This is a genomic window from Actinoplanes sp. CA-131856 (assembly GCF_050956135.1).
GTDB lineage: Bacteria > Actinomycetota > Actinomycetes > Mycobacteriales > Micromonosporaceae > Actinoplanes.
Genome location: NZ_CP191849.1, coordinates 3221812 through 3248182 on the forward strand (window position 1 = coordinate 3221812; position 26371 = coordinate 3248182).

At 70.7% G+C, this 26371-nt stretch carries 25 protein-coding genes and 1 pseudogene; 9 read left to right on the forward strand and 17 right to left on the reverse strand.

Annotation, left to right across the window (positions count from 1 at the left end; translation table 11 throughout):
- Window positions 1–9: 9 nt before the first annotated feature.
- Window positions 10–630 (reverse strand): TetR/AcrR family transcriptional regulator, encoded by a 621-nt coding sequence (locus tag ACQP2X_RS15145; RefSeq protein ID WP_498697424.1) that lies wholly within the window; start codon window positions 628–630, stop codon window positions 10–12.
- Window positions 631–681: 51 nt separating this feature from the next.
- Here ACQP2X_RS15145 and ACQP2X_RS15150 point away from each other — a divergent pair, with 51 nt between their 5' ends.
- Window positions 682–1374, forward strand: coding sequence for an ElyC/SanA/YdcF family protein (locus ACQP2X_RS15150; protein WP_498697426.1), 693 nt, complete (start codon window positions 682–684; stop codon window positions 1372–1374).
- On the opposite strand, the gene ACQP2X_RS15155 is transcribed toward ACQP2X_RS15150, so the two are convergent.
- The 10 genes and pseudogenes from ACQP2X_RS15155 to ACQP2X_RS15200 all read right to left on the reverse strand — a co-directional run bounded on the left by ACQP2X_RS15155 (window position 1364) and on the right by ACQP2X_RS15200 (window position 10906).
- Window positions 1364–2332: a quinone oxidoreductase family protein gene (locus tag ACQP2X_RS15155; protein WP_498697428.1), complete on the reverse strand. Its 969-nt coding sequence runs from the start codon at window positions 2330–2332 to the stop codon at window positions 1364–1366. The genes ACQP2X_RS15150 and ACQP2X_RS15155 overlap by 11 nt on opposite strands.
- Window positions 2329–3396, reverse strand: a complete 1068-nt coding sequence (locus ACQP2X_RS15160) for an alkene reductase (RefSeq protein WP_498697430.1) — start codon at window positions 3394–3396, stop codon at window positions 2329–2331. Before ACQP2X_RS15160 ends, ACQP2X_RS15155 begins: the two co-directional genes overlap by 4 nt.
- A gap of 37 nt (window positions 3397–3433) precedes the next feature.
- Window positions 3434–4087, reverse strand: a complete 654-nt coding sequence (locus ACQP2X_RS15165) for a TetR family transcriptional regulator (protein ID WP_498697431.1) — start codon at window positions 4085–4087, stop codon at window positions 3434–3436.
- A gap of 51 nt (window positions 4088–4138) precedes the next feature.
- A complete protein-coding gene (locus tag ACQP2X_RS15170) occupies window positions 4139–4759 on the reverse strand; it encodes a dihydrofolate reductase family protein (protein WP_498697434.1) in 621 nt (206 codons plus the stop codon).
- Window positions 4756–5220 carry an SRPBCC domain-containing protein gene (locus ACQP2X_RS15175; protein ID WP_498697438.1) on the reverse strand — a complete coding sequence of 155 codons (465 nt, stop codon included), beginning with the start codon at window positions 5218–5220 and terminating at the stop codon, window positions 4756–4758. Before ACQP2X_RS15175 ends, ACQP2X_RS15170 begins: the two co-directional genes overlap by 4 nt.
- On the reverse strand, window positions 5217–5546 hold the full coding sequence (locus ACQP2X_RS15180) for an ArsR/SmtB family transcription factor (protein ID WP_498697440.1): 330 nt from the start codon (window positions 5544–5546) through the stop codon (window positions 5217–5219). The genes ACQP2X_RS15175 and ACQP2X_RS15180 overlap by 4 nt, the downstream gene beginning before the upstream one ends.
- Window positions 5547–5613: 67 nt before the next feature.
- Window positions 5614–6606, reverse strand: a pseudogene (locus ACQP2X_RS15185) (RNA polymerase sigma factor); the annotation flags it as partial.
- Between the two features lie 182 nt (window positions 6607–6788).
- On the reverse strand, window positions 6789–7451 hold the full coding sequence (locus ACQP2X_RS15190) for a response regulator (protein WP_498697442.1): 663 nt from the start codon (window positions 7449–7451) through the stop codon (window positions 6789–6791).
- A complete protein-coding gene (locus ACQP2X_RS15195; RefSeq protein ID WP_498697444.1) occupies window positions 7448–8608 on the reverse strand; it encodes a sensor histidine kinase in 1161 nt (386 codons plus the stop codon). The genes ACQP2X_RS15190 and ACQP2X_RS15195 overlap by 4 nt, the downstream gene beginning before the upstream one ends.
- Before the next feature lie 1470 nt (window positions 8609–10078).
- A complete protein-coding gene (locus ACQP2X_RS15200; RefSeq protein WP_498697446.1) occupies window positions 10079–10906 on the reverse strand; it encodes a CPBP family intramembrane glutamic endopeptidase in 828 nt (275 codons plus the stop codon).
- A gap of 152 nt (window positions 10907–11058) precedes the next feature.
- Between ACQP2X_RS15200 and ACQP2X_RS15205 the strand changes: the two genes are divergently transcribed.
- From ACQP2X_RS15205 to ACQP2X_RS15220, 4 genes are read left to right on the forward strand one after another with little or no spacing between them, the layout of a single operon-like run.
- Window positions 11059–11262, forward strand: a complete 204-nt coding sequence (locus ACQP2X_RS15205) for a hypothetical protein (RefSeq protein ID WP_498697449.1) — start codon at window positions 11059–11061, stop codon at window positions 11260–11262.
- Window positions 11263–11296: 34 nt separating this feature from the next.
- Complete coding sequence (locus ACQP2X_RS15210; RefSeq protein WP_498697452.1) at window positions 11297–12169, forward strand: MerR family transcriptional regulator; 873 nt, start codon at window positions 11297–11299, stop codon at window positions 12167–12169.
- Window positions 12170–12204: 35 nt separating this feature from the next.
- The gene (locus ACQP2X_RS15215; protein WP_498697454.1) at window positions 12205–12972 is read left to right on the forward strand and encodes a class I SAM-dependent methyltransferase; all 768 of its coding nucleotides are present in this window, start codon (window positions 12205–12207) and stop codon (window positions 12970–12972) included.
- The gene (locus tag ACQP2X_RS15220) at window positions 12969–13592 is read left to right on the forward strand and encodes a pyridoxine/pyridoxamine 5'-phosphate oxidase (RefSeq protein WP_498697457.1); all 624 of its coding nucleotides are present in this window, start codon (window positions 12969–12971) and stop codon (window positions 13590–13592) included. Before ACQP2X_RS15215 ends, ACQP2X_RS15220 begins: the two co-directional genes overlap by 4 nt.
- Here ACQP2X_RS15220 and ACQP2X_RS15225 read toward each other — a convergent pair whose 3' ends face one another.
- Together ACQP2X_RS15225 and ACQP2X_RS15230 are read right to left on the reverse strand one after the other, a co-directional pair.
- Window positions 13593–18806: a wHTH domain-containing protein gene (locus ACQP2X_RS15225; RefSeq protein WP_498697460.1), complete on the reverse strand. Its 5214-nt coding sequence runs from the start codon at window positions 18804–18806 to the stop codon at window positions 13593–13595.
- Window positions 18807–18812: 6 nt separating this feature from the next.
- A complete protein-coding gene (locus ACQP2X_RS15230; protein WP_498697462.1) occupies window positions 18813–19148 on the reverse strand; it encodes a Pepco domain-containing protein in 336 nt (111 codons plus the stop codon).
- A 160-nt stretch (window positions 19149–19308) separates the two neighbouring features.
- On the opposite strand from ACQP2X_RS15230, the gene ACQP2X_RS15235 reads away from it, so the two are divergent.
- Entirely contained in the window at window positions 19309–20061 is a 753-nt protein-coding gene (locus tag ACQP2X_RS15235; RefSeq protein ID WP_498697464.1) for a hypothetical protein, read from the forward strand.
- Between the two features lie 138 nt (window positions 20062–20199).
- On the opposite strand, the gene ACQP2X_RS15240 is transcribed toward ACQP2X_RS15235, so the two are convergent.
- Entirely contained in the window at window positions 20200–20532 is a 333-nt protein-coding gene (locus ACQP2X_RS15240; RefSeq protein WP_498700945.1) for a DoxX family membrane protein, read from the reverse strand.
- Window positions 20533–20534: 2 nt separating this feature from the next.
- Here ACQP2X_RS15240 and ACQP2X_RS15245 point away from each other — a divergent pair, with 2 nt between their 5' ends.
- Window positions 20535–21194 carry a helix-turn-helix transcriptional regulator gene (locus ACQP2X_RS15245; RefSeq protein WP_498697466.1) on the forward strand — a complete coding sequence of 220 codons (660 nt, stop codon included), beginning with the start codon at window positions 20535–20537 and terminating at the stop codon, window positions 21192–21194.
- Window positions 21195–21214: 20 nt separating this feature from the next.
- Here ACQP2X_RS15245 and ACQP2X_RS15250 read toward each other — a convergent pair whose 3' ends face one another.
- Genes ACQP2X_RS15250 through ACQP2X_RS15260 form a run of 3 tightly spaced genes read right to left on the reverse strand, consistent with a single transcriptional unit; the run spans window position 21215 to window position 23987 of the window.
- Window positions 21215–21934 (reverse strand): maleylpyruvate isomerase family mycothiol-dependent enzyme, encoded by a 720-nt coding sequence (locus ACQP2X_RS15250; RefSeq protein ID WP_498697469.1) that lies wholly within the window; start codon window positions 21932–21934, stop codon window positions 21215–21217.
- A 9-nt stretch (window positions 21935–21943) separates the two neighbouring features.
- Complete coding sequence (locus tag ACQP2X_RS15255) at window positions 21944–22789, reverse strand: helix-turn-helix transcriptional regulator (protein WP_498697472.1); 846 nt, start codon at window positions 22787–22789, stop codon at window positions 21944–21946.
- 49 nt (window positions 22790–22838) lie between these two features.
- Window positions 22839–23987 (reverse strand): PucR family transcriptional regulator, encoded by a 1149-nt coding sequence (locus tag ACQP2X_RS15260; protein WP_498697474.1) that lies wholly within the window; start codon window positions 23985–23987, stop codon window positions 22839–22841.
- 105 nt (window positions 23988–24092) lie between these two features.
- Between ACQP2X_RS15260 and ACQP2X_RS15265 the strand changes: the two genes are divergently transcribed.
- Both ACQP2X_RS15265 and ACQP2X_RS15270 read left to right on the forward strand, forming a co-directional pair.
- Window positions 24093–25157 carry a ferredoxin reductase gene (locus tag ACQP2X_RS15265; RefSeq protein ID WP_498697475.1) on the forward strand — a complete coding sequence of 355 codons (1065 nt, stop codon included), beginning with the start codon at window positions 24093–24095 and terminating at the stop codon, window positions 25155–25157.
- 11 nt (window positions 25158–25168) lie between these two features.
- Entirely contained in the window at window positions 25169–26368 is a 1200-nt protein-coding gene (locus ACQP2X_RS15270; protein ID WP_498697478.1) for a fatty acid desaturase family protein, read from the forward strand.
- Window positions 26369–26371 lie beyond the last annotated feature (3 nt).

Genomic DNA, 26371 nt, shown 5'->3' on the forward strand with positions numbered 1-26371 from the left:
TCTCTGCTATCAGGTGGGGTAACCGGTGCGGATGCTGTCGATGAGCCGGTCGAGCAGGTGCGCCCACAGGCGGCGGGAGTCCTCGTCGACCACGGCGCCGGTGTCCGCGATCCAGTGGTGGGCGATCACCTCGGTGCCGTGCACCAGCGAGCTGACCAGGATCTCGGCCTCGAGGGCGTCCAGATCGGCGTGCCGGTCGGCGAGGAGGCGGGCCAGGTCCATGGTCGTACGGGCGAAAGTGGCCTGAAAGATCTGCTGGGGCCGGGGATCGCCGGCGCCGAAACCGCCGAGGGCGCGATAAAGAAAGGCGATCAGCGAGGGTACGTCGGTGGATCGCAGCGCCGCGGAGACGGTCTCGAAGGTGGACGCGGCCGGGGCGGTACTGATCCGGTCGAGCACATTCTCGATGACGACGCCGAGGACCTCGGTGCACACGGTCGTCACGATGTCGTCGATCGACGCGAAGTGGTTGAAGATCGTGCGGCGCGAGACGTCCGCCCGCTCGGCCAGCAGATCGACGCTGAGCCGGGCGTTGCCGTCCTCGGAGATCAGTTCCTTGGCCGCGTCGAGAATCGCCCGCCGATGCCGCGCCTTGAGCGCCGCCCGGCGGTCGAGCGGAGAGGTCGTCACAGTGCTTACATTAAGTGCATCGTTGCACTGAGCGCAAAGTAGGGTGTGATCATGGGCTCGGCCGATGACATCAACACCCTGGTGCGCTTCTGCGCGCGGCGCGACGTACCGCAGCTGACGGCCGGAACGGCCGATGTGGCCATCCTCTTCGGTGGCAGCATCCTGGCCGGCGCGGACGTCTTCGCCGAGGCCATGCGGGCCGGCGCCGCCGACCGCTACATGATCGCCGGCGGCGAGGGGCACACGACGAGCGCGCTGCGGGAGACGCTCGGTGTGCACTCGGGCACGGAGGCCGCGCTCTTCGACCGTTACCTCCGGGAGCGGCACGGCCTGTCGGCCGACTTCCTGGAGCAGGAGTCGACGAACTGCGGGAACAACGTGACGATGTCGCTGCGTCTGTTGCGCTCTTCGGGCGTACGTCATCAGCGTCTGATTTTGATCCAGGACGCCACGATGCAGCAGCGGATGGACGCGGGCTTCCGCAAGCACGCGCCCACCGCCCGGCTGACCAACTACGCCGCCCACCGGACCTTTGTGCAGGCATCCGATGGGCGGCTGTCGTTCGTGGACCCGCCGGTGGGCATGTGGTCCCTGGAGCACTACGTCACGCTGCTGATGGGCGAGATCCCGCGGATGACCGGTTACGGTCCCTCGGGGCGTGACTTCATCGCCCACGTCGACGTGCCGGACGAGGTCCGGCACGCCTTCGACCGGCTGCGCGCCGACTGGCCGGTCAGGGAATGAGCAGGACCCGGCCGAAGGCGGCGCGGCTCTCGATGTAGCGGTGGGCGCCGGCCGCGTCGGACAGCGGGAACTCGCGGTCGATGACGACCGTCAGCTCGCCCGAGGCGACGCGGCCGATCAGCTTCTCGATCAGCGCGCGGGTGCGGGCCGGGTCGTGTGACATCTCGGCGCCGAAGTAGACGCCGTTCAGCGAGGCGCTCTTGCCCATCAGCGGGCCGAGCTGCGGCGAGTACGTGTCGCGGCTGGCCTGGCCGACCCAGCTGATGCGGCCCCGGTAGGCCAGGGCGTTGATGCTGCCCTCCAGGGTGCGGCCGCCGACCGGGTCGACCACCAGGTCGACGCCGCGGCCGCCGGTCAGGTCCCGGACGCGCTCGACGACGTCCTGGTCCTTGTAGTTGATGGCGTGGTCGAGGCCGTAGCCGGCCAGGCGGGCCAGCTTCTCGTCGCTGGACGCGGTGCCGATCACCGTGGCGCCCGCGGCCTTGGCCAGCTGCACGGCGGCCAGGCCGACCCCACCCGCGGCGGCCTGGATGAGGACCGTCTCGCCGGCGCGCAGCCGGCCGAACTCGAACAGGCAGTCGTCGGCGGTGCCGAACTCGACCGGGATGCCGGCCGCGATCCGCGGGTCCATGTCGTCGGGCACCACGTACACGTTGTGCAGCGGCACCGCGGCCAGCTCGGCGTGCGATCCCGCCATCATGAAGGCGACCGCCCGCTGACCCTCGCGCACACTCGTCACGCCTTCACCGACGGCGGCGATGGTGCCGGCCGCCTGATAGCCGCCGATGTGCGGGGCCGACGGGAACGGGCTGACCTGCCGGTGCAGCAGGTCGCCGCCCTGCACGCCGACCGCCGCGACGCGCAGCAGTACCTCGCCGGCCTGGGGCGCCGGGTCGGGCACCTCCTCGTAGCGCAGGACCTCGGGTCCGCCGTTCTCGTAGTAGACGGCCGCTTTCATGCGAGCTCCTTCAGGGTGGGGTAGTCGGTATATCCGGTGGCGCCGCCGACGTAGAAGGTGGCGGGGTCCGGGGTGTTCTCGTGCGTGTCCTGGCGCCAGCGGGCGGCCAGGTCGGGGTTGGCGATGGCGGCCCGGCCGACCGCGACGGCGTCACCGAGACCGTCGGTGAGCAGCCGCAGCGCCTCGACGCGGGTGGTCGGCGTGCCGAAGCCGGTGTTGACGACGGCCGGGGCCGCGATGGCGTGCCGCAGTTTCTGCACGAGCTCGCCGGCCGGGTCGGCGTGCAGGATGTCCACAAAAGCAAGACCGAGAGGGGCAAGAGCTTCGGCCAGGCCGGTGTACGTCTGGACGACGTCGGCCGGGTCGGTCTCGAGAGCACCCTGGATGTTGTGTTCGGGCGACAGCCGGATGCCGGTGCGGTCGGCGCCGACGGCCGCGGCCACCGCGGTGACGACCTCGACGGCCAGGCGGGTCCGGTCGGAATATTCGTCGGTGCGGACGTTCGCCGCGGGCGACAGGAACTGGTGGATCAGATAGCCGTTGGCGCCGTGGATCTCGACGCCGTCCATGCCGGCCGCGATCGCGTTGCGGGCGCCGTCGGCGAACGCGGCCACCACGGCCGCGATCTCGCCGGTGGTCAGCGCGTGCGGCACGGGCAGATCGGCCTTGCCGTCCGGGATCCGGATCTCGCCGGGTGCGGCGATCGGGCTGGGTGCGACGGTACGCCCGGAGCCACCGACCGCCGGATGCGAGATGCGCCCGCCGTGCATGATCTGCATGACGATGGAGCCACCGGCCTCGTGCACCGCGTCGGCGACCCGGCGCCAGCCCGCCACCTGCTCGGCGGTCTCGATGCCGGGCTGCCCGATCCAGGTGCGGCCCTCCCGCACCGGCCAGGTGCCCTCGGTGACGATGAGGCCCATGGACGCCCGCTGCCGGTAGTACTCGACGAGCAGATCACCCGGCACGCCGTCGTCCTGACCGGCGCGAATGCGGGTCAGTGGTGCCATCACCAGGCGGTTACGCAGCTTGATGGAGCCCAGCTCCAGGGGAGTGAACAGCATGATTGACCATTTCTAGTGATATTTCGTCATGAGCCGCTCAGGTCAGGCTGGTGTAGCGGCACGCCTCGCGGAAGATCTCCAGCAGGTCGGCCTCCTCGCCGCCGTGCCGGCGCAGCGCCCAGTCGTCGAGAGCGGCCCGCAGCGCGACGCTGACCGTCTCCATCACCACGCGGGCCTTCAGCGTGCCGCCCATCAGTTCCTGGTTGGCCTGGCAGGCCCGGGCGTCGAAGGCGATCGCGGCCTGCCGGAGGTTGTCGTCGCGGGCGAGCAGGCAGCGCACCCGCAGCAGCCGCTCGACCGCCCCCTCGCGGGTCCGCAGGCCGGCCAAGCTCGACTCGGCCACCCCCTCGCGGGTCCGCAGGCCGGCCAAGCTCGACTCGACCGCCCCCTCGCCGGTCCGCAGCCCGGCCAAGGTCGCCTCGACGGCCTCGAAGACGTTCCGGCCCCGCGCCAGCTCGGCGGTGAAGGCCTCCTGAAAGGCCCGGTTGACCCCGAGCGCCGCGTCTTCCTTGGTCGGGAAATAGCGGAAGAAGGTCCGCTGCGACACCCCGGCCGCGGCCGCGATGTCCTCGACCGTGGTCCGCTCCGACCCGCGCTCGCCGAAGAGCTCGAGCGCCGCCGCCTCGATCTCGGCCTGGGTGGCCAGGCGGCGGCGTTCGCGCAGGTCGTTGGTGGCGGTCACCAGCAACATGCTAGCACCTGCCGTTGTGGCAGTGACCGGCATCTTGTCAGCGACCGGCTTTCACAGGCCCGACACGCCCTCGTAGGAGCCGAGCGGGGCGGCTCCGGCGTGCTCGAACTCGAGCAGGGCCAGGCCGGACGGGGTGACCTCGTGGTGGCTCAGGCGCAGGCCGACCGGGGCGGCCGGGTGCTCCAGCAGGCGGCGGCCGGCGCCGAGGACGGTGGGGGCCACGACCAGGCGCAGCGTGTCGACCAGGCCGGCCTGGAGCAGGGCGGCGCCGAGGCGGGCGCTGCCGTGGATCTGAAGCTCGCGGCCGGGCTCGGCCTTCAGCTCGGCGACGGTCTTCACCGGGTCGCCGGCCAGGATCGTCGTCGGCGACCAGGAGCCCGACTCCAGGGAGCTGGTCACCACATATTTGGGGAGGGCGTTCATCCGTACGGTGAAAGGGTCGTCGCCCTTGATCTGCGGCCAGTCGCGGGCGAAGGCCTCGTAGGTGCGGCGGCCCAGCAGCAGGCCGTCGGCGTGGTCGAGCCACTCGGAGGTGCGCTGGACGAAGAGCCTGTCCAGGTAGGGCACCAGCCAGCCGCCGCGGGTGAAGCCGCCGGTCGTGTCCTCGTCGGGGGAGCCCGGGCCCTGGCTGACGCCGTCGAGGGTGACGAACTCGGTGAGGGTCAGCCTCATTGCTCCGCCTCCTTGGCCAGCTGGGTGGTGACGGTGCCCCAGCCGTCCATGAAGCCGAGCTTCTCGTGGCGGTCGCGGGCGGCCGGGTCGCCGTGGCGGACGAGGACGCGGTAGTCGGTGCCGTCGGGATGGTCGGCGAAGGTGATCTCGGCGGTCATGGCGACCGGCTCCGGGGTGGCCGGTCGCCACGAGCTGTCGATCGCGTTGGTGAAGACGATTTTCGCGAGGGCGTCGACCACCAGGAACGTCGCGTCGACGTGCGGGACGAAAGCGTCCCCGTCGTCGCTCATGCGGGTCAGGAGAGCACCGCCGGGGTGCGGTTCGAGGCGGTCCACACGGCACACGGCCGGGGCCGGGATCCACCATTTCGCGAAGCGGGACGGGTCGGTCCACGCGGACCAGACGGCGGCGCGCGGGGCGCGGATGACACGGTGCAGGCTCAGGTCGAGATCGGGGTTCATGTCGGCTCCTCGGTCACAAATCGTTCCAGGCGGTCGGTGCGCTGCGACCAGATGGTGCGCTGCTCGGCGAGCCAGTCGTCGACGACGGCGAGGCGGTCGCGGTTGAGCACGCACGTGCGGATGCGGCCGGTCTTGGCCGTGCTGATCAGACCGGCGTTCTCGAGGGTGCGCACGTGTTTCATGAAAGAGGGCAGGGCCATGGGGTACGCCCGGGCGAGCTCGCCCACGGTCGCCGGTCCCTCGCCGAGCCGGCGGACGACACCGCGCCGGGTCGGGTCGGCCAGGGCGACGAAGACGTCGTCCAGGCGAGCCGAATAGTTAGCCATAAGGCTAACTATAGACCCGGGCCGCACCGTTACGTCATCGCCGAGCACACCGGCTCGGCACGCGGCGTCAGAACAAGTAGTCGGAGAGAGCCCGCGACCGGGCCGGGTGGCGCAGTTTGGCCATCGTCTTGGACTCGATCTGGCGGATCCGCTCACGGGTCACGCCGTACACCTGACCGATCTCGTCGAGGGTGCGCGGGTTGCCGTCGCGGATGCCGAACCGGAGCCGGACCACGCCGGCCTCGCGCTCGGTGAGGGTGGACAGCACGGCCTCGATCTCGTCCTGGAGCATGGCGAAGCTGACCGCGTCGAGCGCGACGACGGCCTCGCTGTCCTCGATGAAGTCGCCGATCTGGGAGTCGCCCTCGGAGCCGAACGTCTGGTCGAGGGAGATGGGCTCACGGGCGTACTGCTGAATCTCGAGGATCTTCTCGACCGGCATGTCCATCTCGGCCGCCAGCTCCTCGGGCGTGGCGTCCCGGCCGTTGCGGTGGAGCAGGTCACGCTGGATGTGCCCGAGCTTGTTGATGATCTCGGCCATGTGCACCGGTATGCGGATGGTGCGGCTCTGGTCGGCCATCGAGCGGGTGATGGCCTGGCGGATCCACCACGTGGCGTACGTGGAGAACTTGAACCCTTTCGCGTAATCGAACTTTTCGACGGCGCGGATCAGGCCGACGTTGCCCTCCTGGATGAGGTCGAGGAACGCCATGCCCCGCCCGGTGTAGCGCTTGGCCAGCGACACCACGAGCCGCAGGTTCGCCTCGAGCAGATGGTTCTTGGCCCGGTCGCCGTCGCGGACGATCCACCGCAGGTCGCGCCGGAGCACGCCGTCCATCTCGGTGCCGTCGGCGTCGGCCGCGCGCAGCAGCTCGCACGCGTAGAGCCCGGCCTCGATCCGCTTGGCGATCGTCACCTCCTGCTCCGCCGTGAGCAGCGGAACCCGCCCGATCTCGCGCAGGTAGGCCCGCACGGTGTCGGTGGTGGCGACGGTCTGCGCCTCGGCGGCGGCCTGGCGCACGGCCTCGGACTCGTCGGTGTCCCACTCGAAGTCGGACGGGGCCGCGCCGGAGCGGGCGGTGGCGGAACGGGCGGTGCTGGATGTCATGCCCAGGCTCCCGGGATGGCTCGTGGCATCGCGGGCCGCAGGGTCGCACCGCGGAGAGGCCATCTGGTCCTCGCGAACCGCGAGGTCAGGGAATTATAACCGGGTGCGGGCCCTGGTCGCCGCCCCTGACGCGGTCACGGGCTGACCAGCCCGGTGCGATAGGCGTAGACGACGGCCTGCACGCGGTCGCGCAGGGCGAGTTTGGTGAGGATGCGCGAGACGTACGTCTTGACGGTCTCGGGCCCGATCATCAGACGCGCCGCGATCTCGCTGTTGGACAGCCCTTCGGCGATCAGCTTGAGCACTTCCCGCTCGCGCGGGGTGAGCCGCTTGCCCGCGGCCACGTCGTCCGGATCGGAGGGCCGCAGCCGCGACCCGTGCCGCCCGATCAGATGGCGGGTCATGGCCGGGTCGACCAGCGCCTCGCCGCGGGCCACCGTGTGCACGGCGGCGATGAGCTGCTCCGGCGACGCGTCCTTGAGAAGGAAGCCGCTGGCCCCCGCGCGCAGGGCCTGGTAGACGTACTCGTCGAGGTTGAAGGTCGTCACCACCAGCACCTTGACCGGATCGGCCGCGTCCGGCCCGGCCAGCAGCCGGGTGGCCTCGATGCCGTCCATCACCGGCATCCGCACGTCCATCACCACGACGGCCGGCCGCAGCCGCCGCGCCAGCTCGACCGCGGCCTTGCCGTCGGAGGCCTCGCCGACCACGGTCAGCTCGGGCTGCGAGTCGAAGATCGTGATGAACCCGGCGCGGATGACGGCCTGGTCGTCGCAGACCACCACCTCGATCGTCATGGCGCTCCCTCGCTTGGTACGTGGGCTTTTACTGCTTTGCTTGGCACGTGGGCCTGTACGGCGAATCCGCCTCCTGGGCGTGGACCGGCGGTCATCTCGCCGCCGAACAGTTCGACCCGCTGCCGGAGCCCGGCCAGCCCGTGGCCGGACCCGCTACCGGCACCGCCGCCGGCCGCGCGCTCGGTGACGACGGTGACGGTCACCCCGTCCGGCTGGTAGTCCAGTTCGACGGCGGTGGGCTGCCCGGCCGCGTACTTCATGGCGTTGGTCAGCGCCTCCTGCACCACCCGGTAGGCGGCCAGCTCACGCCCCGCGCCCATGGCGGGCGCCGTGCCGCCCTCGACCAGGGTGACCGGTTGCCCGGCCGCCCGCGTCGACTCGACCAGCGCGCCCACCTGGTCGAGCCCCGGCAGCCGGTCGCGGGGCGCCGGCCGCTCCGGATCGAGCACGCCGAGCAGGTCACGCAGCTCGCTGAGGGCCCGTTTCCCGCTGTCACCGATCACCTGGAGGCTGTCGGCGGCCGGCCCGGGCCCGGCCACGAACCGGGCCGCGTTCGCCTGCACGACAATGGCGGTCACGTGGTGGGTGACCACGTCGTGCAGCTCCCGCGCGATGCGCGCCCGCTCGGCCGCCCGCGCCTGCTCCCGATCGAAGGCCCGCCGCCGGCGCACGACGACCCCACCCACGGCGGCCAGGGCGACAAGCGCGAAGAAGATGACGTAGTCCTGCACCCGGGCCGTCGACCCGGCCGCCCGCAGCCCCACACACAGCCCCGCATAAGCGATGACCGCCGCGCCGGCCACCACAGGGCGGAACCGTTCCTGATAGGCGCCGGCGCTGTAGAGCGCGACCAGCAAGGCGGCCCCGGCGGCACTCTGATAGCCCCGAAGCTCCTGCACGGCAAACCCGAGCCCGACCAGGCCCAGCACGGCCGCCGGCCACCGCCGCCGCGCGGCGAGAGGAACCGTCATGGCAACCGCGGCCACGAGACCCAGAACGTCGACCGGCCGCCACGGCAGCTCACCGAGCCGGGTGCCGGCGGCAGCGACCGGAGGCACGAAGGCCAGCGCCAACAGGACAAGCCCACCGGCCCCGTCACGAGCCCACCGCGGCCGCGCCCGCCACCATGTCACCGCCGCAGCGTAGCGGTCGATCATTTCCCTTCCTCCCGGACAAAGCGCTCCGCTGAAGGCTTGCCGGTCGCGCGGGACACGCGGCCCACGAGGGCCGCCCCGGTTCGCGCGGTGGTCGGTGACAGCGGACAGGCCGGCCCTCTGAAAGAGAGACGTCGCAGACCGAACCGACTCCCGGCATGTGAACGCGGACCGGATCGCATTCGATCACCCCCGCGAATGTGGCACATTTTCCCTCTTACCGCTCCGCTGATTTTCGCGGGACAATAACTCATGCGCCAGATACGGGGCCAGATGCAATTCTTCAACCACGCTCAGATAGCCCAATGGCGCGACCCCACCAAACGCAAGAAATACTCAGCCGACGCCGAAGAGTTCCGCCGCGACCATCACGAGCGCCGCCAATACGGACTGATACAACGCCACACCCGAAAATGGCGCAGCCTGCACGGCGACACCCCGATGCCGCCGCTGGCCCCACCCCGCCCCTACCGACCACGCCACCGCCACCCACCCACTCCGACACCGCCAACCGGCCCCGCCGCGCCAAGCCCGGCCGCCGTCGGCCCGATCTCGACCATCGCGGGCTCGACCGCCTCGGATCTGGTTGCTGCGGATCTGGTTGCTGCGGATCTGGCTGCTGCGGGCCTGGCTGCTCCGGGCCCGGCCGCTGCAGGCCCAACCAACCTGAACGGCCCGCCCCCAATCGTGTGCGTCAGCGGATCGGATCTGGCCACCTCAAGCCCGACCGCGCCGGGTCTGGCCGCCCCAGGACCTGCCGTTCCCGGCCCTGCTGGCGTCGGCCCTGCCGTTCCCAACCGTGCCGTTCCTGACCTTGCTGGTGTCGACCGTGCCGCTCCCGACCCTGCCGTCCCTGACCCTGCCGTCCCCGACCCCGCTGGTGTCGACCCTGCCGCTGCCGACCGTGCCGCTCCCGACCGTGCCGCCCTCGACCCTGCCGCCCTCGACCCCGCTGGCGCCGACACGGCCGGTCCCGGGCCGGTCGGCCCAGTGCCTCAAGCCGTACCCGCGCGAGCCGCTCGAACCCCGATGGCAGCCACCAAGACCGCCCTCGCTGATCCACCGGCCATGGTGCTGCCGGCGAGGCCGGCCACCGACGCGTCCTGCCGCGCACCCGCCACGACGCCATCGCTCGGCTCGCGACGACGGGCCTCGACCGCACGCCCTGCTACACCCCGCGGACAACCGGGCACCTGTCCCCATCGGCACAAGGCAACCCAGGAAAGTCACTCGAACTGCAGTCGCCGGACAAAGCGAAGACAGGTGCGCCCATTCTCCCGGCCGTCGTGAAAACAATCCTATGACGGCATCGACAACTTGCGGAAGGCCGCCGCGGCGCCTGGACAAGAATTTCCGCAAATGCCGGACAGTGGCTCGTCCCTTACCGCGTGACATCGTCTCGGTGTATCTGGAGGGCGTAGCTTTTGGCGATCCTGCCCGTCAGGTCGTCGGGCGGCTGTGTCGCCGGCATGGCTACCGTTGTTCGCCGTACGTTGGAGTCCGGCGGAAGCGTGCGGGGACGAAGTTGGTTCGGCGCAGGAACAGGTAGGTCAGGATCAGGCCGGCCAGGATGGCGAACACGCTTGCCTCGGGGCCGAACTCGCCGCCGCTGATGGCCGCTGGGCCGTGGGCTACGCCCTGCAGCAGGCCGCCTGTCGTGCCGTCGGAGCCGGAGACGGTCGCGCCGAAGAGGCCCGACTCGGCGAAGTTCCAGCCCAGGTGCAGTCCGATCGGCAGCCACAGGGAGCGGGTCAGCGCGTAGGCGGCGCCCAGCATGAGCCCAGCCTCGGCCGCGATGGCCAGCGCGCCCCAGATGGTGGCGTGCGGGTTGAGCAGGTGCAGCGCGCCGAAGAGCAGGCCCGAACCGGCCAGCGCCACCACCGTGCCGCCCCACCGCTCCAGCAGGCGGAACAGCACCCCGCGGAACAGCACCTCCTCTAGTACGGCGATGCCCGTCATCATCCCGAACGTGGCCACCATGTCACCGGCCGAGCCCCAGCCCGCGATCCGATAACCACCGAAGATCGCGATGACCCCGATGACCAGCGAGAAAACGCCCACGCCGATCGCGAAGCCGCGCAGCGCCAGAGGGCGGGCGCGGGTCAGCGGCGGTTCCTCGTGTTCCAGGCGCCGCACCAGAAGGCGATAGACGGCCAGAACCAGGGCGGCCACCGTGAAGCCGGTCAGCAGGCCGGTGAACCAATGGCCGGCCGCCGCCGCGAGCAGCGGCGCCAGCAGCAGGTCGGCCACGACGAACGTGACGATCAGGATGAGTGCGTTTCTCCCGCGGAACTGAGGCATGGGACGACGCTATGAAGACTGACCCCGGTCGATCGTCACCGTGCGGGGGGCAATGGGTGGTAGCTCTCACGGGGGATGGCGCTGCCGGCGGCCGTTACGGGCGCTGGGATACTTCTCGGGCGGAACAGCTGTGACCAGGGTAGGGGGATCGCGTGCCACAAGGTCCCCGGCAGCTCAGCTCACACCGGCTGGCGCTCGCTCTGGCGCTCGTCTCGGCCGGGCCGCCGCTGATCGTCCACGAGGGCTGGGCCGGCGTGCCGGTCGCGGTGGCCGCCGCGGCGTACGCCGCCTATCTTGTGCTCGGAAAGCGCTGGCCGCGTCTGCGCCGGCGCCGTTCCCGCCCGGACCAGCGTTGACCCGGACCCCAGGGTGCGGGTTTAGGGTCGCCGCGTGAGGGTCGGTGAGCTGGCGCGCCGCACCGGGACGACCGTGCGGGCCCTGCGCTACTACGAGGCGGCCGGGCTGGTCGTGCCGCGGCGGCTGAGCAACGGCTACCGGGAGTACGAGCCGGTGGCCGTGCGTCAGGTCGCCCAGATCCGTGAACTCATGGCACTGGGTCTGTCGGTCGAGGAGACCAGGCCTTTCGTCGAGTCCATCGCCAACGGCGACGACGTCTGCGCGGCGGCCATCGCGACCTTCCGCAGCACGGTGACGAGCCTCCAGAAGCGCATCGGCGAGCTGACCGCCCAGCGGGAGGCCCTCGACGCCCGCATCGACGAGGCGGCCCGCCTCGTGGTGACGGCCGCGCCGCCGCACACAGGGACCGACCTCACCGGACGACAGCTGCCCGAGCTCACCTTCTACGCCACCGACGGCCGCCTGGTCGACCTGCGCGCCCTCGGCCCCGGCCGCAGCGTGATCTTCGTCTACCCGCTGACCGGCCGTCCCGGCGTCGACCTCCCGCGCGGCCTGCTGGAGATCCACGGCGCCCGGGGCAGCACCGACCAGGCCATCTGGCTGCGCGACCACCACGCCGAGATCTTGGCCGCCGGCGCCGCGAGGGTGTACGGCCTCTCCGCGCAATCCACGGGCTACCAGCGTGAGCTCGTGCATCGGCTCCATCTCCCGTACCCCCTCATCCCGGACCCGCGCCTCGGTCTGGCCGCCGCTCTCGGCCTGCCCACCCTGGCCGCCGGCGATCTGACCCTCTACGAGCGCCTGACCCTGGTCGTCACCGGCGATCGGGTGGAGCACGTCTTCCACCCGATTCCCGACCCGGCCTCGCACGCGCTCGAGGTCATGCGCTGGCTCAATCGCGCTTGACCCGAACCCCGGGGTGCGGGTTTAGCGTCCCCCGCATGACGAGAACCATGAGCGGCGACGTCGATTACGAGACCCAGGGCCAGGGGTACGCGGTGCAGCGGCGCCCCGACCGCAGGATCGCCGCGACCCTCCACGCGGCGCTGGGCGACGCCCGGACGGTGCTGAACGTCGGCGCGGGCGCCGGCTCCTACGAGCCCACCGACCGGTACGTGGTCGCGGTCGAGCCGTCGGCCCGGATGCGCGCCCAGCGCTCGCCATCAGCCGTTCCGGCCCTGGACGCCACGGCCGAGCACCTGCCGTTCGACGACGACTCGTTCGACGCCGTGATGGCCACCGTCACCGTCCACCAGTGGGCGGACACCGCGCGCGGCCTGGCCGAGCTGCGCCGCGTCGCCCGCGGCCCCGTGCTCGTGCTGACCTTCGACGGCGACGCCCTCGACCGGTTCTGGCTGGCGTCGTACGCGCCGGAGCTCATCGCCGCCGAACGCCGCCGCTATCCCGCCGTCGACGTCATCGCCGAGGCCATCGGCCCCCGCTCCGAGGTGCACGAGGTGCCCGTGCCGATCGACTGCACCGACGGGTTCACCGAGGCCTTCTACGCCCGCCCGGCAGCCTTCCTCGATCCGAAGGTGCGAGCGGCCCAGTCCGCCTGGGGCTTCGTCGACCCGGCGGTGACGGACCGAGCGGTCGAACGTCTGCGGGCCGACCTCGATTCGGGAGCGTGGGACGAGACGTACGGCCATTGGCGCGCCCAGCCGCAGTTCGAGGGTTCCCTGCGCCTGATCGTGGGTCACCCCGCATGAGGGACTACCTGCGTTCCCTGCCCGTCTTCGCGGGAGAGTTGCCGACCTTCGACCCGTCAGCGGCGCCTTCCACCCCGTCGGCGTTGTTCATCGAGTGGCTCATGGCAGCGGTCGAGGCCGGCGTCCGCGAGCCGCACGCCATGACCCTGTCGACGGCCGGCGCCAACGCCCGGGTCCTGATCCTCAAGAACGTCGACGAGCACGGCTGGCAGTTCGCCGCCCACGCGGCCAGCCCCAAGGGCCGAGAACTGGCCCGGGACCCGCGCGCGGCGCTCACGTTCTACTGGTCGCCGCTCGGTCGCCAGATCCGGGTGCGCGGCCCCGTACAACCGGCCCCACCCGAGGACAGCGCGGCCGACTTCCTGGCCCGCCCACCGGGCTCACGGGCCGAGGCTTCGCTGGGCCGCCAGAGCCAGCCATTGGCCGATCGAGCCACCCTCGACGAAGCCCTGCGAGAGGCCCGGCAGCGGATCGAGGGTTACGTCGAGCCGCAGTGGACGCTCTACACGCTGGCCCCCGACCAGGTCGAGTTCTGGCAGGCCGACAAGGAGCGCAAACACACTCGACTGCGCTACACCCGAACACCTTCAGGCTGGTCCCGCGGGTTGCTCTGGCCTTGACTAGAGCCGCTGCCGGAAACGCTTGGGGTTCGGCAGCTCGTCCGGGATGACCTCGATCTCGGTGGGAAGGTCGAACCCCAGCTGTCGCAGGCGCAGGACGGCCTGTCCGATCGACAAAGAGCTGTCGTTGACGCCCGGCGCCAGCACACCAGGGTGCATCCGCGATTCCCGCAGGGTGAGTTGCGGGGCGTCGCCGGCGAAGTGCTGGACGAATCCGAGATCGTCGTCGGTCACCCCGATGTCCGGCCAGGCGCTCTCCGGGACCTGGAAGCCGAGCTTGGTCAGCCGTTTCGCTATCTGGAGAAGCGGGCGCCGCAAAGCTGCGGCGGCCTCGAACACATGCCGGATCGGAACCGGCTTCTCAGGGTCGAGCCAGGGCTTCTGCCGGTCCAGGTCGCGAGAGAGCATCTCCTGGTCGTCGCCGCTGATGGCGATGTCCGGCCAGACACGGTCGGGCACCGCCATGCCCAGCTCGGTCAGCCGTGCGGCCACTGCCCGGGCGGACCACCGCGTCATGGCGGAGGCGGTGAACAACTGCTGGGCGGTCACCTCGTCGGCCGGGTCCATCCACGGCGCCCGGCCGTCCAGGTTCACCGACAACAGGCGGTGATCGTCATCGGTCATCGAGGTTTCCGGCCTGACCTCCGCGGCGACACTGAGGCCCAGCTCCGCGAGCCGATCCGTCACCCGTGACACCGGCCAGCCCAACGCCGCAGCGGCCACTGCCACGTATCCCCAGGGTGCCGGCTGCGGGACGAGCGAGGGCTTGCTGGCGTCCGTTACACGAGACAGGAGCACGACATCGTCCCCCGAGAGAACAACGTCCGGCCAGGGGAACTCCGTCACTGGCAGGCCCAGTGCCGCCAGCCGCTCGGCTGTCCACTTCCAGGTCCGGCCGAACTGCGAGGCGGCGGCCACGACATGAGACGCCGGGACCGGCCTCCAGGTCTCGAGCCAGGGCGCGATGCCGTCAAGATCCCGGGAGACGAGCACCCCGTCGTCCTCCGTGACAATGACGTCCGTCCACGCGAAGTCGTCCGTCCGCAAGCCGAGCTCATCGAACCGGTGGGCCACCCTCCTCGGGGAGGAACCGAGCCGGGAGGCGACGGCGAAGACATGACCGACCGAGATGGGCGAAGCGGAGGAGAGCCACGAAAGCTCGTCCTCAGGGTCGAGGAACAGCAGATCGCGGTCCTCGTCGCTGATGACGTCCTCCGGCCAGTCGGTGCCGGCCACGGAGAGGCCGAGCGCGGTCAGTCGCTCGGCGGCGTCCCTCGGTGACCACCTCAGCCTCGCGGCGGCCAGCAGGACATGCTGTGTGGAAACCTGTTCGGAGTGCGGCAGCCAGGGAGTCTCTCCGTCGACGCGGCGGGTGAGGAGCCACTGGTCGTCATCGCTGACCGGAGTGTCCGGCCATTCGGCGCCGGCCACGGCGAGGCCGAGCGCGGCGAGCCGGTCGGCGACCCGCCGGGGCGACCAGTCCATTGCCGCGGCGGCGGCCCACACGCTCTCGCCCGGCACCTCCCGCAAGCGAGTCAGCCAAGGCCCTTGGCGATCCGTATGGGAGAACAGGATCCTGCGGTCACTTTCCAGGTCGGCCGGTGTGAGCGTATTTGTCTGCTCGGCCACGACCCGGCCGAGGTCGGTCAAGCGCCGCATCACACGCGTGGTCGACCACCGGAGGACAACGGCGGCCACAACCACGTGGGCGGCGGAGACCGGCTCGGAGGGGTCGAGCCAAGGCACCTTGCCGTCGAGATCTCTCGACAGGAGCCGGGCGTCCTCAGCGCTCACCGGAACAGTCGGCCAGGGGAACTCGCTGACTTCCAGACCCAGGTCGATCAGTCGTTCCGCGATCCGGCCGGGCGGCCATCCCACCCCCGCGCCCACCCTCATGACGTGCTCGACCGGCACCGGCTCGGACAGGGGCAGCCAGGGAGCTTTCCCATCGGCCGAGATCGACAGAAGGAACGCGTCCGACGGCCGTGCCAGCGGAGTGGCAGGGGGTTCCACGGTGAGCATGACGCCTGGGACGCATCCGGCCCGCAGATAGTGGTAGAGCCGCCACGCGGACAGCGAAAGGTAGGCGCCTTGAGCGTAATTCCGGTCGAAGGGTGTCAGGTAGTCCTCGTCCTCGTCGACCAGAAAGATCGAATCATCAGGCGGAAAGACACCGACCCGAGCCGTGTCAACGGTGACGCCGCCTTCCACGGCGGCGATAGCCGAACCGCCGTCGATCATCTGGCCGGCTATCTCGTCGGCCAGGACGAGATCCTCCGCCGCCAGCCTTCTGAGCCAATGCAGCCTGAGCAGACGGTCGTTCCCGGCGAACAGGTCGGGCAGTCCGGAGCGGAGCAACCGCCTGACGTCGTCACGGTTCGTCGACAGGATGCGGCGGCGGTCCACCGTCAGTCTCGGGGTCATCCGGCCCACGAGGTTGACGACGTATCCGAAGGAGGCCTCCCCGGCCCACAGCCCGTCCGCGAGGATTCCGCCGCGGCCGGAGCACCACCAGACATGTTGGGTGGTGGAGGGGAGAACCCGGTCCACGATGCGATCGGAGTCGGTGACGAACTCGTCGTCGGCCGGGCTGCCGCCGCTGATCGGCGCGAGATGGGAGAGCACTCCCGGCCGCCAGGAGACGCTGGTCGCACCGTCCGAAGCTGTCACCGGGAACTCGGCGACCCACAGCAGCCGGGACAACAGCGCGGTACAGGAGACCGACACGTCGGGCCGTAGGTAGACGCGGATGGTCGTGCCCGACTCCGTGCCCTCTCCGGCCGTGCGGATTCGGCACAACGAGCCTGGCCCGTCGATCTCGACCTGCAATCGGGGTGCGATGGTTCCGTCCCGGGAGAAGCGGGCCGTCGACACCTCGATCTCGTCGCCCAGCATGAAGTAGCTCAGGACGCCGATGCCGAAGCGGCTGTTCGGGTAGAAGTCGATTTCCTCCTTGGCCCAGGTGGCCTGCTCCTCCAGGAACTCGGGCAGGTCCGCGAACCGCGCGCCGGCGTTCGAGAAGACGCTGCTCAGCTCCCGCTCGGACATGCCGATGCCGTTGTCCCGGCACTCCAGCCACATCCGGCCGTCCTCGTCCACCCCCTGGGTGAGGGTGATCCGGCCTTCCCACTCGGCCGTCCACCGTCCCTGCTTCCGCAGGTGCAGGGTTCGGGCCCGGCGGTAGCGGCAGGCGTCCAGCGCGTTCTGGTACAGCTCCCGGATCGCCAGCGCCGGATCGCCGTACAACTGCTCGCCCATCAGCAGCTCCTGGACCCGGTCGTCGTCCAGGCGGAAGCGGAAACCCACCATGTCGTACCGCGGCAGGCCGTCCGGGCCCGGTAGCGGGCGCAGGCCGTCCGCCGCGACGTGTGTGGGCAGGTCGCGCAGGGCCTCCAAGGTGCGGTCGGCCTCGGCCGCCGTGTCGATGCGGCGCAGCACCTCGGCTATCCCGTTCGTGTGCTCGGCCAGGGCCAGCTGCACCGATTGGTGCGGGCAGTCCGCCTCCAGCACCCTCGTGCGGCCCCGGGCCGACCACCGGGCCCGCTGGACCGCCCGCAGCACCTCGCCCGGTTCCACGCCGTCGTGCAGGCCGATGTGGTCGGTCACGATGCTCGGCAGGGCCGTCACGTCGATCGTGAACTCCTCGGCGACCAGCAGGATCAGCGCGAGGAGCCGGTTCCGTACGGTCTGCTCGTCCGGTGAGCCGCCGGCCACCGTCTGAGCGCCGGCCGGGATGTCGGTCGCCTGGTCGCCGGAGGCCGCGTCCTCGGGATCGCTGCGCAGCGCCCGCAGCAGGCGCGACAGCCGGTCGGCGGAGATCACTTCGCGCAGCAGGAGCGCGGCCGCGCTGTCCGGCGGATCGAGTGGGCTCAGCAGGACGCCCGCGACCGCCTCGGTCCGGTACAGCTGCGGTCGCTGGGCGAGCCACCGGTGATAGGCCGCCCATCGCACGGCATCGGCGTGCGCGTGGTCGGCGCTCGCGTCGAGACGGCGCAACCTTCGCACGATGCGGCGCCGCCCCTCGACGTACCGTGCGAACTCCGCATCGTGATCTTTTGATGGATCGGGCGTGTCCAGCACGGACCGGGACGCGACGGCCGCCGAGGCGCGGTGCAGCTGCTGCGCGAACGGCAGCAGGACCAGCAGCGCGGCCTCGGCCGGACTCAGCGGCGGCTTGTCGCCCTCGGCCAGTTTGCCGGGATTGAGCACGTGCTTGACGATCCAGGACAGCCGGTCCTGCATCCGGATGGCGAGCTCCTCGTCCCACCACGGGTCGTCACCGAGCGATGCCTGTAGCTGCCGGTACTCCCGCGACCAGGCCTCGGCGCAGTCCGCCGTGGCGTCGCGCATCGCGGCGGCCGACTCGGGGAGCGCCGGGGAGTCGGGCCCGGACCGGACCAGATCCCAGACGGCGTGGCCTTTGGCGCGTTCGGCCCAGCCCGGCGCGCCTCGCGACGCCGCCACGTGCCCGGGACGGTCCACCAGCATCAATCGGGAGCATTGGTCACCGTCGCCGTCCAGGTGCGGCTTCTGCAGGGGTACGCCGAGTTCGGCGCTCATGGTCTCCAGGCGTACCCGGGTCGCCTCGCGGACCGCGCTCAGCGTTCCCGCCACCGACGTGTCCGTCAGGGCCCGGCTGAAGGCCCGCGTGAACAGGCTGAACGTCCCGTCGGGGGTGTCCTTCCAATGCGCGAGCTCGCCGCTGGAACAGGCATAGAGATAGGCGATCGTACGATCGGCGGACCGCGCCCGCTGCTGCTGGCTCCAGCGGTGCACGTAGCTGTAGCCGCTCTTCTCGCGCAGCCGTACGCCCTCGCGGCAGGCGTCGACCACCACCAGCACGTCGCCGCACCGGCTGTCCTCGATGTGCCCGTTGAACTCGATCTCCAGGCAGCGCTCGGTGAACTTCCGGCTCGTCGTGTCCGCGCTCGACGGCAACAGATAGTCGTTGCCGTCGCGGTGGATGCCGTGCCCGCTCAGGAAGATGAGCAGTTGCTGAGCCGGCTCGGCCCTGCGGCAGAATTGCTCGATCGCGGTGTCGATCCGGTCCCGGTCGCCGTGCTGGGGCGGATGCCGGTCGACCTGGTAGCCGATCGAGGTCAGCGCCTTGTCCAGGTCGTCGAGGTCGTCGGCGATGAAGGGCAGCGAGTCGATCGAGGTGTCGTCGTACTCGGCCACACCGATGAGCAGGGCCCGCCGCGGTTGCCGGGGCACGGCCGGCTATCCGCGCTCGAAGGTCAGCGTGATGCCGCCGGTCCCGCTCGTCTCGACTCCCGTGCCCAGGATCGTGATCGTGCCGGTCGCGCTGATCTCGAACGACACCTCGACGCTCTTGAGCGGGAGGTCGCCCCCGGCGTCTCGCAGGCCGGAGAAGGCCTCCCGCAGCTTGCCGATGGTCGACGCGAGGTTGCGCTGAACCGTCTCCACGCTGATGTCACGCAGCACGACGTCGCGGTCGCCCCGGCTGAAGATGCCCTTGGTCCCGCCGCCCGTCTCCTCGTCCGCGGCGACCAGGAAATTCAGCGTGGCGCCATCACCCGCGAGATCGTCCTTCATGGAACCGCCTTGTCGCCGGGAGCCGAAATGGGGTCCCCAGTAGAACGCACCGACCGATCGCCTCTCAATGGCCGGTGTGGGTACGGCCCGATCGGAGGACCCGAAAGGCGACGGACGTACGGCCTCGTCCGGGTCGGTCATCGATGGCAGGCTCGTCGATATGCGAGAGGGCAACTGGCGGTCTCCCGGTCTGACGCGGATCGCGGTCGGGCTTCTTCTTCTGGCGGTCGCGGTCTGGGCGGCCGGCATCGTGGTGCTCATCCGGGCGCCCGCGGGCGCGATCTCGTTCGAGGTCGGCAAGTGGCTTCTTCAAGTGGGGACGGTCTTCGCGGGAGCCGGCTTCGTCACGGCCGTTCTGCGGCAGGCCGAGGTGACCCGGGCCCAGCGGGAGGCGTGGACGGCGACCTTGCAGGATCTGGTCGTCGGGCAGGACGCCCTTGAAGCGGCGACGATGCGGCTGATCTCGGACCCGGACGCGCAAAGCTACGGCGAGCTGGTCGAGAAGTGCCGTGACGTCCGGGCGATGCTCCGGCGGGTCATGGCCCTGCCCGAGGCGTACGACTACACGAGCGAACTGCGGCTGCAGATCCACCGGATGCGGGACTGTCTCAAGCCGACGATCAAGGAGTACGAACGGCAGCACCTGCGTATCACTCGTCAGGGACGGCTCGACGAGAAGATCCTCGACGGCCGGCTCGGCAAGCGGCGGAAGGACTTGTCCGCACTGTTCGAGCCGATGGGCGTCGCGCGGCTGCTGCGCGATCCGAAGGAGTTCCCCGATCTCACGGCCCTGCTGCGGAACTTCAACGTGGAGAAGATCGAGTTCAGGGGCGACAGTGACCTCGACCAGGCGTACGAGAACGTCAAAGCCCTGATCCGCGCGAACGCGGGCATGCCCGATCGGCAAGCCTAGTATCGATCACCATGGTGTGTTAGCGTTCACACGTCCCGACGAGAGTTCGGCGCCGTGGACATCGAGTGAGAGAAGGCCTGATGGAGCCGTCAAGGGGAGTACGGCTCCGTCAGGCTGCCTCGATGTCGTGTTGAACGTTCACTGGGACAGGCGGTTGAGGGCGAGCGCGCCCACCAGCAGACCGAAATCGCGCACGGCCACGTCGTAGTACGAGCCCAGGATCAGCAGGTTGACGATGATGCCGGCCAGCCAGGCGGCGACCACCAGCGAGCCGATCCGCGGGCGGAGGGCGACCAGCAGGCCGGCCACGATCTCGACGGCGCCGACCACGTACATGAACTGCTGCGCGCTGCCGGGCAGGATGTCGTCCGCCCACGGGGCCAGGTAGCCGGGCCAGTCGGTCAACAGGTTGAAGAACTTGTCCAGTCCGAACAGGATCGGCGCGACCGTGAAGACCGTGCGCAGCAGCAGAAATGCCTGGCTCGCTGCCCGACCGCCTGGCCGCCGTCGCCGCCCTCGACGACCCGGTCCGCCGGGCCGTCTTCGACCTGGTGACCCGGTCCGGCGAGCCGATGGGCCGGGACGCGACGGCCGAGGCGCTGGGCATCAGCCGCCGGGTCGCCGCGCTGCACTTGGACCGCCTGGCCGAGCAGGGACTGCTGGAGTTCGAGTTCCGCCGCCCACCCGGCCGCGGAGGTCCCGGAGCCGGCCGCCCGGCCAAGCTCTACCGCCGCGCCGGCGACGAGGTGGCGGTCTCGGTGCCGGAACGCCACTACGACGTCGTCGGCGAACTGCTGGCCGCCGCCGTCACGGAGTCGATCACCACCGGCGCCGCCGTCGAGAAGGTGCTGCATCGGAAGGCATACGACTCGGGCCACGAGACCGGCACCCATGCCGCCGACTTGGCGTCGGCCCTGGAGTCAGCGGGCTACGAGCCCCGTCGCGACCCGTCGGGCGCCATGGACCTGCACAATTGCCCATTTCACCGCCTGGCCTGGCAATACACCGACCTGGTCTGCGGCGTGAACCTCGACTTGCTCCGGGGTTTGACCGACGGCACCGGCGATTCCACGCTCCATCCGGTCCTGGCGCCCCGGCCGGGCCACTGCTGCGTCCGCCTCTTACCAACCTGACCGAGGTCGACTGTGGGACGTCACACGTCGGCGTAGTTGCGGAGCAAGCGCAAGGCGGTGTCGGCGTGCGGGCCCTGTGTCCGCAGGCCTGAATCGGCCGGGGTGAGGCGGCGGGCGCCTACGCGGCAGAACGCTCCCGCGAAACCCGTGATGACGGACTCGGCGGCAGGTGGACCGAACTGCCAAGGGGTGCCGTCGGGGCCCGTCAGATCGCACCTGACCTCGGCCGCAGGGAGGCCGGCCAGGCCGAACGCGTACGGCAGAGTGCTGTGCCCCAGCCACGCTATGTGCCGCAGGCGGTCCGTGTCGGGGTAGTCGATCTCCAGCGGGGTTGCGATGTCCAGCGCGTGTGCCCAATGCTCGGCCAACCGCGTCGTCGCCAGTGTGCGGGGCTTCAGCGCCGCGGCCACCCAGGGGATCGGCTGTTTCGGGTCGGCCGCGCGCAGGGCCCGCACCGACGCCCGGCGCGCCGCCCGCCAGCGGTCGAAGACCTTGGCTGGCTCCGAACGTTCGGCTCGGACCATGGCGTCCATCGCCTCGTCCACGGTGGGCCCGAAGCGGCGCCAGTCCTGAGCGCCCGCCGACACCGCCTCCTCGGTCTGCGCCAGGTGCAGGACCACGTCGGCCACCGTCCACCCGGCCGCCGCCGACGGGCTCACCCACTGGGCCGCCGTCAAGCCGGCCAGCACGGACTCCACCTGGTCCTGCTCGGCTTCCAGATCGTCGATGACGTCGGGCACGCCCCCACCTTAGGGGACCAGCGATTGCGTTCCCAGCGTGATGGCCAGCTCCAGCCGGGCCGCGTCGTCGGTGCCGGGCTCGGCCGTGTAGACCGTGATGCGCAGGTCGTCGCCCGTGACCGTCAGGGTGTCGCAGTCGAGGGTCAGGCGGCCCACCTGGGGGTGGTCGACGATCTTGCGGCGGGAGAACTCGGTGATCTCGACCGGCTCGGCCGAGCTCCACAGCCCGGCGAAGAGAGGGCTGTTCGCCGTCAGTTCCGCGATCAGCCGCTTCAGGTCGTGGTCGGCCGGATAGCGGGCCGCGGTCAGCCGCAGGTCGGCCGCGAGCAGGGCCCGGAACTGGGCCAGCTCGTCCGGCGTGTGCACCGCGCGGCCGGGCTCGCCCACGAAGTTGCGCCAGACGCCGTTGCGCTGGAAGCCGCGCCAGGCCGTGGTGTCGCCCATCAGCGCGTCGTACGGGCGGTTGGCCATGACCAGGTTGAAAGCGGCGTCCTGCACGACCACCGGGGTGTGCGCCAAGCGGTCGAGCATGCGCTGCACGCTCGGCGCTATCCGGGTGGGCACGACGTCGCGCCCGGGCGGGGCCAGCCCGGCCAGGTGGAACAGCAGCTCGCGCTCGGTGCCGGAGAGCCGCAGCGCCCGGGCCAGGGCCTCGACGACCTGCGCCGACGGCGAGGTCGAGCGGCCCTGTTCGAGCCGGGTCAGATAGTCGACCGAGATGCCGGTGAGGGCGGCCAGTTCCTCGCGGCGCAGCCCGGCCGCCCGGCGGCGGCCACCGGCCGGCACGCCCACCTCGGCCGGGACCAGCCGGTCACGCCACCGGCGCACGGCCTGTCCGAACTCCCACGTGTCCACCTCACCGAGTCTGCCCGAGCGGCCGTGGCTTGTGGTGGCCCTGGTAGTCCTACCTGAAGAGGGCGATCGTCAGGGCCGATGTCCATTCGGGGTCGCGCAGCTTGTCGCCGTACAACTCGCGCAGTCTGGTCATGCGGTAGCGGACCGTCTGGGGATGGATGAACAGCTCAGCCGCCACGTCCTCGCGCCGGCCCTGGTGACGCAGCCAGCTGCGGAGGGTCTCCACGAGCTTGGGGTCGGCGCCGGGGGAGAGCGGCGCCAGGACCTTGGCCCGCAGGTCGGCCAGGGCCTGCGGATCGGCCGTGAGCACCAGCTCGGCCAGGTGGTCCTCGGTGTCGACGACAGTTCGCGTCCCGGCCGGGCCGGCCAGCTCCGAGGTGCGCCGGGCGCGGTCGTACGAGGCCTTGGCCTGAAGCCACGGCCGTGCCGGGCCGACCACCGCGCTCTGCCCCCGCAGCAGGCCCAGCACCGCCGCCCGTGAGGTGCCGTCCACGTCCGGGACCAGCAGCACCTCGCTGAGTTGCAGGGTTCTCCGGTCGAGCAGGTCGACGACCGTGCGGGCGGCGTGCTCGGGCACCAGCACGGCGGTCAGGGTGCGCGGCGGTGACCAGTCGGCCCGTTCGGCGGCCGCGAGGATCACGTGGTCGGGCTCGCCGGCCAGCAGGGCCTGCGCCAGCTGTTCGAGGTCGCGGATGCGGGCCCGGCCCGAGGAGGCGAGCTGGTCGGCGTGCCCGGCCACGCTGGCCGCCGACAGCTCGTCGATGTAGGCGAAGACCAGCTCGGCGAAGTGCGCGATGGTCGCGGCCGGCTGCCCGCTGCTCACGCTGATCTTGGCCAGCTCGTGCCACGACACCCGCGCGCCCACCCGATAGGCGCCCAGCAGCGCGTCCAGGCTGCGGCCATTACGAGCTTCACCCCTTCCCAGCGCGTACGCCGCCTCGAGCGCCGGGCCGAGCGGGGACTGCGGCTCCGGGCCGTCGGCGCGGGAGACCAACTCGAGGAAGGTGCCGAGCGCGGCCCGTACGGCCCGCTCGATCTTGGGTCCCAGATCACCCGCGAAAGGCACGGCGTAGGCGGGAACCTCGGAGATGATGGCATCGATGGTCTGCGTGGCGACGTGCGGCAGCCGCTTCTTCAGCGGGGCCGCGACCTCCGGCGACAACCGGAAAGCTCTGACGTCTGGGAGAGCGTCACTCATCGTTTAATCGCTCCGTCTTGTCTCCCCTGAACAAAAAACACGGTCGAGTTCACTTCCATTGGTCAGGAATCTACCTCCTGAACGCAGGAAGCTTGTTATGTGGCTGTGACACGGAACATACGCAGCGGCGCGTGGCGGGTGGTGGAGCTGATCACCACGCCGGTGGTGCCGGCCGACTACCTCGACGTGATCGCTCCGCTGCGGAACGCCAACGTGCTCCGGGCGAAGGTCGACGCGGTGCGCCCCGAGACGGCGACCAGCGTCACCCTGCTCCTGCGGCCGGGCCGCGGCTGGGTGCGGCACGAGCCGGGTCAGTACGTCCGGGTCGGCGTCGACGTCGACGGTGTACGCCTGTGGCGCTCCTACTCGATCACCAGCTCGCCCCGGCGGACGGACGGGCGGATCACCATCACGGTGAACGCCGTCCCCGAGGGTGTGGTCAGCAATCACCTCGTACGGCATGCCAAGCGTGGTCTGATCCTGCATCTCGACCCGCCGGCCGGCGAGTTCCAGCTGTGCGCGCCCCGGCCGGCCAAGGCCCTGTTCGTCACCGCGGGCAGCGGCATCACCCCGGTCATGGGCATGCTGCGCAGCGCCCTGCACGAGCTCTCCGACGTCGTCGTCGTGCACTCGGCCGGCACCCGCGAGGCCGTCGTCTTCGGTGACGAGCTGCGCGCCATGGCCGCCGACGGCCGGATCCGCCTGATCGAGCGGCACACCCGCGCCGACGGCCGCCTCAAGCCGGCCGACCTGGACGAGCTGGTGCCCGATCTGTTCGAGCGCCGGGCCTGGGCCTGCGGCCCGAACGAGATGCTCGACGACCTGGAGACCCACTGGGCCGACGCCGAAGCGGCCGATCTGCTGCGCACCGAGCGTTTCCGGCCCACGCTGATCAGTGGGGACGGCGGCGGCACGGTCAGCTTCTCCTCCTCGGGCACGGTCGTCGAGACCGACGGCTCCGAGCCGCTGCTCGACTCGGGCGAGGCGGCCGGCGTGCTGATGCCGTCCGGCTGCCGGATGGGCATCTGCTTCAGCTGCGTCGTCCCGCTGCGTGAGGGCGCCGTGCGCGACCTGCGCGACGGCCAGCTCACCGTCGCCGAGCCGGGCGACAGCATTCCCGTACAGACGTGTGTCTCGGCCGCCGCCGGCCCCTGCACCATCGAGATTTAGAAGAGGACTGCATGACCACGATCCAGCGCAAGGAATCCAACCCGATCGCCCACCTCACCCCCGAGGACATCGAGCAGATCGGCGTCGAGCTCGACGCCATCCGTGACGAGGTCATGGGGAGCCGGGGCGAGCGCGACGCGGCGTACATCCGAAGGGTGATCGCCTGGCAGCGCGGGTTGGAGATCGGCAGCCGGGGGGTCCTGCTCTTCTCGCTCTTCCCGCCGGCCTGGCTGGTCGGCACGGCCGGCCTGTCGATCGCCAAGATCCTCGAGAACATGGAGATCGGCCACAACATCCTGCACGGCCAGTGGGACTGGATGCGCGACCCGAAGATCCACTCGACGAAGTGGGAATGGGACCACGCCTCCCCGGCCGAGCAGTGGAAGCACTCGCACAACGAGCTGCACCACACGTACACGAACGTGGTCGGCCGCGACAACGACCTCGGCTACGGCATCATGCGCGTCGACGAGGACCAGAAGTGGCACCCCGCGCACCTGGGCCAGCCGCTCTACAACTTCATCAACGCCTGCTTCTTCGAGTACGGCATCGCGGCGTACGACCTGGAGCTCGGCAAGAACCTGTCCGACAAGAAGCTGCGCCGCGACCCGAAGTTCCGGGCCGCGCTCAAGGCGGTCCGCAAGAAGATCGGCAAGCAGGTCCTGAAGGACTACGTGGTGCACCCGGCCCTGTCCGGCCCGTCGTTCCTGCACACCATCGCGGCCAACGCCACGGCCAACCTGATCCGCAACCTGTGGAGCCACTCGGTCATCATGTGTGGCCACTTCCCGAACGGCGTCGAGACCTTCGAGAAGACGTCGATCGAGGGCGAGACCCGCGGCGAGTGGTACCTGCGCCAGATGCTCGGCTCGGCCAACATCAGCGGCAGCAAGGCGATGCACCTGATGACCGGCAACCTGTCCCACCAGATCGAGCACCACCTGTTCCCGGACATGCCGAGCAACCGCTACAAGGAGATCGCCCCGAAGATCCAGGACCTTTTCCAGAGGTACGGCTTGACGTACACCGCCGGTCCGCTCCCCAAGCAGGTCGCGTCGGCCTGGTACAAGGTCTTCCGCCTGGCGCTGCCCAACCGCGGCGCCGCGGCCGTCCGCCGCCCCGTCGAGAAGAAGGCCCCCGCCCCCGCCAACCGCTGGCGCCGGGCCGAGGTCCCCACCATGGTCCCGGCCGCCGAAACCGCGGCCTCCTGACCT